The sequence below is a fragment of the Rossellomorea aquimaris genome (assembly GCF_008180865.1).
In the GTDB taxonomy this organism is placed as follows: domain Bacteria; phylum Bacillota; class Bacilli; order Bacillales; family Bacillaceae_B; genus Rossellomorea; species Rossellomorea yichunensis.
Map to the genome: position 1 here is coordinate 402,152 of NZ_VTEX01000006.1, position 6,000 is coordinate 408,151.

Here is a 6,000-nt window from a genome sequence, read left to right on the forward strand (position 1 = left end):
TAAAGAAACTAAGACAAATTGATGAAGTAAGAGGAAGGAATCGATTAAGAGTAACAGGGACCTCCAAAAGTGTGATTGACCGTACTCGATAAGGAGGACTGGGGACAGTGAGCCTGTCCCTTCGTCCCTCTTATAACTGTTTAAGATACTCTTCGATTTTTCTATACGTATCATAACGGTCGGTCCCTGAAAGAACGACAATATTATCAGCGATTAACCCATCTTTTTTACCCCCACAGACAATCAGTTCTTTTGCCACTTTTCCGCTTATTGCATTGCGGGGATAAATCGGGCATTTTAACCTGTTTGCCAATAATTCTGCTGCCGGATAATCATTGAATGTACCAATCACAATTGCCTTCTCTAGCATATCATCGTCCTCCTTCGGTTTTTCAGTCGGTTTAGGTGTATCCGGCAAATACGGTAATTTAAAGTATTCCAGTACACCTTGAGCCGATTCTCTCGCTACTTCTTTTTGGTAATCTTTATCAAGCATCAGTTTAGCTTCTTCAGGATGATCCATGAATCCATTCTCTGTCAGAATGGCAACCCCTTCGAATTCCCTGGTTATATGAAGGTCCTGCTCTATGACTCCACGCCAAACTTGTTTGGTCCCTTGCCTTAAATATTTACCTACACTGTTGGCCAATTCCCTTGCATACTTACTTCCAGGCTGGATATGAATAGAAATCCCACTTGGATTTGACCCGCTGAATGACCCATCAAATGCATTGAAATGAAAACTCACTAACACGATCTTCACGTTTGATGCACCGTATTTATTGATGTAGAAATTTAATAATCGATTTGCTTCATTTGTTCTGGCAGTTAACGGGATGTCTGCGGTCGTTGGAGAAATATCATGGACGATGATCCCATGTCGCTTTAATTCATCCCCGAAAAATTCACTCACAGGCTCATTGAACTCGTTTTCCTTAATCGACCTGCCCAGAGAGCTGATATAGGGAGTCCTCTTGCCTGGAGTCTCTAATCCATGACCAGCATCCCGTAATACTACATAAATCATATGAATTCCCCCTTTACTAGTACTATATTCACAGCTTGTCTTTTTGGTTACGGTGGTGGGAGAAGAGGGGATTCTGTGTCACTCTTATTGAAATATGGTGAAGATGTCTATGTATCATTCTTTTAGGAATATACGGTTTGTCTATTTAGAAAGTATGGTATTATTCAAAAGTAGTGAATACGACTTATGTCTCTGTATGGTTCTTTCGTTTTATACAGTGTTTTGCTCGTAATCACAAACCAATCTTTCATAATTCGTACGATAAAGGCAAACCCATTGAAAAATGGTGACGCAAAACTATAGGGGCTAATGTCATAAGGACGATGCTCGCCAGTTTTCGAAACGGACTCCTGCGACTTATGAACATGAAGGAGAAGATGAAGGTGATTCGATTCTTATCACAAATAAAGGTTAGATGGCACTCTATGAGGATCCATTACAATCTCGTATTACTTGAGGGATGTTTAGATTGCCGAATCAAAAAGAAACTGCAGGAAAAAATAATGTACCATGAGATGAAGTTGAATAACCATTTTTAGAATGCGCCTTTTGCAGGTGTCTTAATTTGTAATTGCTTCTAAATTAGAGTTGAAAGAGGTTTATCCTGGACGACTCAAAATAAACTTCTTGAAAAGAAGGTCCTGAATATGAATCCAGGAAATGACTGAATAAAGAATCTTGGTATTCAAGTTATTAATGAATGAACCTAAGGACTGTTTGTGTTTAAGAAGGTTTGCCTTCTTATCGGAAACAGTCTTTTTAAAATCAACGGTGGGCCTGAAACATGTCATTCATCACCATTTAGCCTCCGATCTTCTTTGTATTCAGGGCATGATATGTGTCACAAGAACACTGTCACTTGATACCAAGAACCTTTCAAAAATGGTCATCTATCTATGTGTTGGTGTTGTTTTGGTGATTCAAAATTTCTGTGAACGGGTCATTCGAAGTAAGTACGGACTTTTGACTCTAATGATTGGATTGTGTTCGATCATTATTTTACTAGTTACCACCTAATTGAAAGGTTACCGGTTTACAGAGCCGGAGCGATTCGGACTTGCTTTATCCTCGGCTTTTATGAATAAGGGAAACTATGTGACGCCGCTCTCCGTTCTTTTCTCTTTCGGATCAGCAGGCATTGAAGTCGCCTTTATTTTCATAGTCAACCAACAATGATTGATGAGCACGTTGATAGTATTCTATGCAGCAAAAGGGAGTGACCAACAGACCGGAGAAAAAGCAGCGCTACAAACAGTGAAAAAAATGCCTATGGTGTATGGTGCAATGGGGGCCATCGCATTCTAGTTGCTTAATATGCCGATCAGCGAATCATTCATGAGAGCGATTGATTTCATAGTGGATGCAGCAATCTCATTTATTATGCTAACTCTTGTCTTCAATTAGCCAATATAATGGTTAAGGCCATTGACTGGAGGAAGCTCAATATATCTTTATCAGTAATTGATCGCCCCCCATTAATTACAGCTCTAATGGTTCTGTCTATGCCTTTGGAATGCATGACTAAGTAAATCATGATCAACATGGCTTCAACACCTACAGCTGCGAACACTACGATGTATGCGATCCAGTTCCAGACAGAGCCACAGAATGTTTTAAGTGCGACGCTGATTTCTACTATTATGAGTATTGCTACGTTGCCAATCGTTATATATTTAGCTATGTATTCCCAGGTTTATTTACTATTCTCGTATCTATCAATGGAGGGGAGAGGGGTATCCATAAATTAAAGCTATGTTTGAACTTGAATAGTTTGTCATTTTTCCTATTGATATATTGTTTAAAGGTATGGTATATTCTTTTTCGGCTTACAAAAATGTTAAGCTGAGTATGTAGAAAAAAGTTTTCGTTTTCTGTTAATTAGAAGTTGACTTCTGCGAAACCAGATGATATATTTATACATGTCCTTAAGCGGGACGTTTTGACAATACGGCCCATTGGTCAAGCGGTTAAGACACCGCCCTTTCACGGCGGTAACACGGGTTCGAATCCCGTATGGGTCACCAATATGGAGGATTAGCTCAGCTGGGAGAGCATCTGCCTTACAAGCAGAGGGTCGGCGGTTCGATCCCGTCATCCTCCACCAAAGATTTTTGCGTCAGCAAAAAATCTTTCCTTATGTAGTGTGCAAATCAATTAAACATGCCGGTGTAGCTCAACTGGTAGAGCAACTGACTTGTAATCAGTAGGTTGGGGGTTCAAGTCCTCTTGCCGGCACCATTTGGTTTCTTATTGTGAAGATGAGCCATTAGCTCAGTTGGTAGAGCATCTGACTTTTAATCAGAGGGTCGAAGGTTCGAATCCTTCATGGCTCACCATAGATTTTTGTTTGCGCAAAGTATTTTATCGTTTTTGCGACAGCAAAACACCATGCGGGTGTGGCGGAATTGGCAGACGCACCAGACTTAGGATCTGGCGCCGCGAGGCGTGGGGGTTCAAGTCCCTTCACCCGCACCATTTATTTCGCGGAAGTAGTTCAGTGGTAGAACACCACCTTGCCAAGGTGGGGGTCGCGGGTTCGAATCCCGTCTTCCGCTCCAGACTTGCCGGGGTGGCGGAACTGGCAGACGCACAGGACTTAAAATCCTGCGGTAGGTGACTACCGTACCGGTTCGATTCCGGTCCTCGGCACCACTTGTTTCTTACTAAAAAATCATTTAGCGCCCGTAGCTCAATTGGATAGAGCGTTTGACTACGGATCAAAAGGTTAGGGGTTCGACTCCTCTCGGGCGCGCCATATAGATCGGGAAGTAGCTCAGCTTGGTAGAGCACTTGGTTTGGGACCAAGGGGTCGCAGGTTCGAATCCTGTCTTCCCGACCACCTTATTTGGGGCCTTAGCTCAGCTGGGAGAGCGCCTGCTTTGCACGCAGGAGGTCAGCGGTTCGATCCCGCTAGGCTCCACCAAGTTTTTTTACGAGAGTAAAAAAACTTCATTGAATCTTGCTTGATCAAGGTTCAGGTTGAATAGTAAACGTTTCGTGGCGGTGTAGCTCAGCTGGCTAGAGCGTACGGTTCATACCCGTGAGGTCGGGGGTTCGATCCCCTCCGCCGCTATTACTAAATACATGACGCACGATTATAAGGACCCTTAGCTCAGTTGGTTAGAGCAGACGGCTCATAACCGTCCGGTCGTAGGTTCGAGTCCTACAGGGTCCATTGTACACGGAGGAATACCCAAGTCCGGCTGAAGGGATCGGTCTTGAAAACCGACAGGGGTGTAACAGCCCGCGGGGGTTCGAATCCCCCTTCCTCCTCCATATTTACCTTTATCATATTTATATCGTCGCGGGGTGGAGCAGTTCGGTAGCTCGTCGGGCTCATAACCCGAAGGTCGCAGGTTCAAATCCTGTCCCCGCAATACCATTTTTGACTCGGTTTCATAAAGGGTTATCAATAATCCTATATGAGTCACGCATGGATAGTTATTTTGACTGTCGTCAAAATAATGAAACCTATTTTGCTTACGCAAAAAGCTTTGGTCCGGTAGTTCAGTTGGTTAGAATGCCTGCCTGTCACGCAGGAGGTCGCGGGTTCGAGTCCCGTCCGGACCGCCATTTTCAATTACTTAGTAATAGGGAAGTTGATCATTTGATAATTTAATCTTCTATATAATATGGCTCAGTAGCTCAGTTGGTAGAGCAATGGACTGAAAATCCATGTGTCGGCGGTTCGATTCCGTCCTGAGCCACCATTTATACTTAAGAACCTTTAAGTATTTCTTTTATTTGGAGGGGTAGCGAAGTGGCTAAACGCGGCGGACTGTAAATCCGCTCCTTCGGGTTCGGCAGTTCGAATCTGCCCCCCTCCACCATTTTTTATATAGGGGCATAGTTTAACGGTAGAACGAAGGTCTCCAAAACCTTTGGTGTGGGTTCGATTCCTACTGCCCCTGCCAAAGATTTGTTAAGCATGGCGATTGTGGCGAAGTGGTTAACGCACCTGATTGTGGTTCAGGCATTCGTGGGTTCGATTCCCATCAGTCGCCCTTTATATTGGGCTATAGCCAAGCGGTAAGGCATCGCACTTTGACTGCGACATGCGTTGGTTCGAATCCAGCTAGCCCAGCCAACGGCGGCATAGCCAAGTGGTAAGGCAGAGGTCTGCAAAACCTTTATCACCGGTTCAAATCCGGTTGCCGCCTCCAATTCTTCATGCGGGTGTAGTTTAGTGGTAAAACCTCAGCCTTCCAAGCTGATGATGAGGGTTCGATTCCCTTCACCCGCTCCAATTATTTATGGGCCTATAGCTCAGCTGGTTAGAGCGCACGCCTGATAAGCGTGAGGTCGGTGGTTCGAGTCCACTTAGGCCCACCATTTCATTATTCCGCAGTAGCTCAGTGGTAGAGCTATCGGCTGTTAACCGATCGGTCGCAAGTTCGAATCTTGCCTGCGGAGCCATTTTCTTCTTTATAAAGGTTAATGGAAAGACATTCTCTTTTTTGAGAAAGTTTTAAAAAGAAGTTGACTTCTGCGAAGTTGACTGGTAAAGTATTATTTGTTGCCACAAACGGACAACAAAACACGATGAGTTTGATCGAAACTATTTTGAAAAAGTTGTTGACATCAAATGAATGATCGTGTAACATAGTAAGGGTCGCTTCAAGAGAAGCACTTGCACATTGAACCTTGAAAACTGAACAAAACAAGACAATACGTCAACGTTAATTCTAGATTTATTTTAAAGAGCTATTCAAACTTTTATCGGAGAGTTTGATCCTGGCTCAGGACGAACGCTGGCGGCGTGCCTAATACATGCAAGTCGAGCGGATTGATGGGAGCTTGCTCCCATCAATCAGCGGCGGACGGGTGAGTAACACGTGGGTAACCTGCCTGTAAGACTGGGATAACTCCGGGAAACCGGGGCTAATACCGGATAACTCATTTCCTCGCATGAGGAAATGTTGAAAGGTGGCTTTTAGCTATCACTTACAGATGGACCCGCGGCGCATTAGCTA

Annotated in this window: 1 protein-coding gene, 24 tRNA genes, 1 rRNA gene and 1 riboswitch; of the genes, 25 read left to right on the top strand and 1 reads right to left on the bottom strand. The window is 43.9% G+C overall.

The features are described 5' to 3' along the window. Positions 1–130: 130 nt before the first annotated feature. Positions 131–1,027: an N-acetylmuramoyl-L-alanine amidase gene (locus FZC88_RS22035; protein WP_148996480.1), complete on the bottom strand. Its 897-nt coding sequence runs from the start codon at positions 1,025–1,027 to the stop codon at positions 131–133. Between the two features lie 256 nt (positions 1,028–1,283). Continuing rightward, a riboswitch (cyclic di-GMP riboswitch) is annotated at positions 1,284–1,369 on the top strand. Positions 1,370–2,976: 1,607 nt separating this feature from the next. Here FZC88_RS22035 and FZC88_RS22040 point away from each other — a divergent pair. The 25 genes from FZC88_RS22040 to FZC88_RS22160 form a co-directional block, all read left to right on the top strand. Beyond that, positions 2,977–3,051, top strand: a tRNA-Glu gene (locus FZC88_RS22040). Positions 3,052–3,055: 4 nt separating this feature from the next. After that, a tRNA-Val gene (locus FZC88_RS22045) sits at positions 3,056–3,131 on the top strand. Positions 3,132–3,189: 58 nt separating this feature from the next. After that, a tRNA-Thr gene (locus tag FZC88_RS22050) sits at positions 3,190–3,265 on the top strand. 22 nt (positions 3,266–3,287) lie between these two features. Further along, positions 3,288–3,363: transfer RNA gene (locus tag FZC88_RS22055), tRNA-Lys, on the top strand. Between the two features lie 54 nt (positions 3,364–3,417). Next, positions 3,418–3,502 (top strand) — tRNA-Leu (locus tag FZC88_RS22060). 8 nt (positions 3,503–3,510) lie between these two features. Further along, positions 3,511–3,585, top strand: a tRNA-Gly gene (locus FZC88_RS22065). A 5-nt stretch (positions 3,586–3,590) separates the two neighbouring features. Next, positions 3,591–3,679, top strand: a tRNA-Leu gene (locus FZC88_RS22070). Between the two features lie 26 nt (positions 3,680–3,705). After that, positions 3,706–3,782, top strand: a tRNA-Arg gene (locus FZC88_RS22075). A 7-nt stretch (positions 3,783–3,789) separates the two neighbouring features. Beyond that, positions 3,790–3,866, top strand: a tRNA-Pro gene (locus tag FZC88_RS22080). 8 nt (positions 3,867–3,874) lie between these two features. Next, positions 3,875–3,950 (top strand) — tRNA-Ala (locus tag FZC88_RS22085). A 76-nt stretch (positions 3,951–4,026) separates the two neighbouring features. Continuing rightward, a tRNA-Met gene (locus FZC88_RS22090) sits at positions 4,027–4,100 on the top strand. A 28-nt stretch (positions 4,101–4,128) separates the two neighbouring features. Then, positions 4,129–4,202: transfer RNA gene (locus FZC88_RS22095), tRNA-Ile, on the top strand. Between the two features lie 8 nt (positions 4,203–4,210). Then, positions 4,211–4,303: transfer RNA gene (locus FZC88_RS22100), tRNA-Ser, on the top strand. A 27-nt stretch (positions 4,304–4,330) separates the two neighbouring features. Then, positions 4,331–4,404, top strand: a tRNA-Met gene (locus FZC88_RS22105). Positions 4,405–4,523: 119 nt separating this feature from the next. Then, positions 4,524–4,600, top strand: a tRNA-Asp gene (locus FZC88_RS22110). 61 nt (positions 4,601–4,661) lie between these two features. Then, positions 4,662–4,737, top strand: a tRNA-Phe gene (locus tag FZC88_RS22115). A 36-nt stretch (positions 4,738–4,773) separates the two neighbouring features. Continuing rightward, positions 4,774–4,857, top strand: a tRNA-Tyr gene (locus tag FZC88_RS22120). 10 nt (positions 4,858–4,867) lie between these two features. Further along, positions 4,868–4,941, top strand: a tRNA-Trp gene (locus FZC88_RS22125). A 17-nt stretch (positions 4,942–4,958) separates the two neighbouring features. Continuing rightward, a tRNA-His gene (locus FZC88_RS22130) sits at positions 4,959–5,031 on the top strand. Between the two features lie 8 nt (positions 5,032–5,039). Then, positions 5,040–5,114 (top strand) — tRNA-Gln (locus tag FZC88_RS22135). A 2-nt stretch (positions 5,115–5,116) separates the two neighbouring features. Then, positions 5,117–5,190: transfer RNA gene (locus tag FZC88_RS22140), tRNA-Cys, on the top strand. A 9-nt stretch (positions 5,191–5,199) separates the two neighbouring features. Further along, positions 5,200–5,273: transfer RNA gene (locus FZC88_RS22145), tRNA-Gly, on the top strand. Positions 5,274–5,282: 9 nt separating this feature from the next. Beyond that, positions 5,283–5,359 (top strand) — tRNA-Ile (locus tag FZC88_RS22150). A 9-nt stretch (positions 5,360–5,368) separates the two neighbouring features. Continuing rightward, positions 5,369–5,443 (top strand) — tRNA-Asn (locus FZC88_RS22155). 300 nt (positions 5,444–5,743) lie between these two features. Next, positions 5,744–6,000: ribosomal RNA gene (locus FZC88_RS22160) — 16S ribosomal RNA — on the top strand; the annotation flags it as partial.

Coding starts and splice junctions, on each gene's coding strand:
- FZC88_RS22035 (WP_148996480.1), bottom strand. CDS start 1,027: ATGATTTATGTAGTATTACGGGATGCTGGTCATGGATTAGAGACTCCA.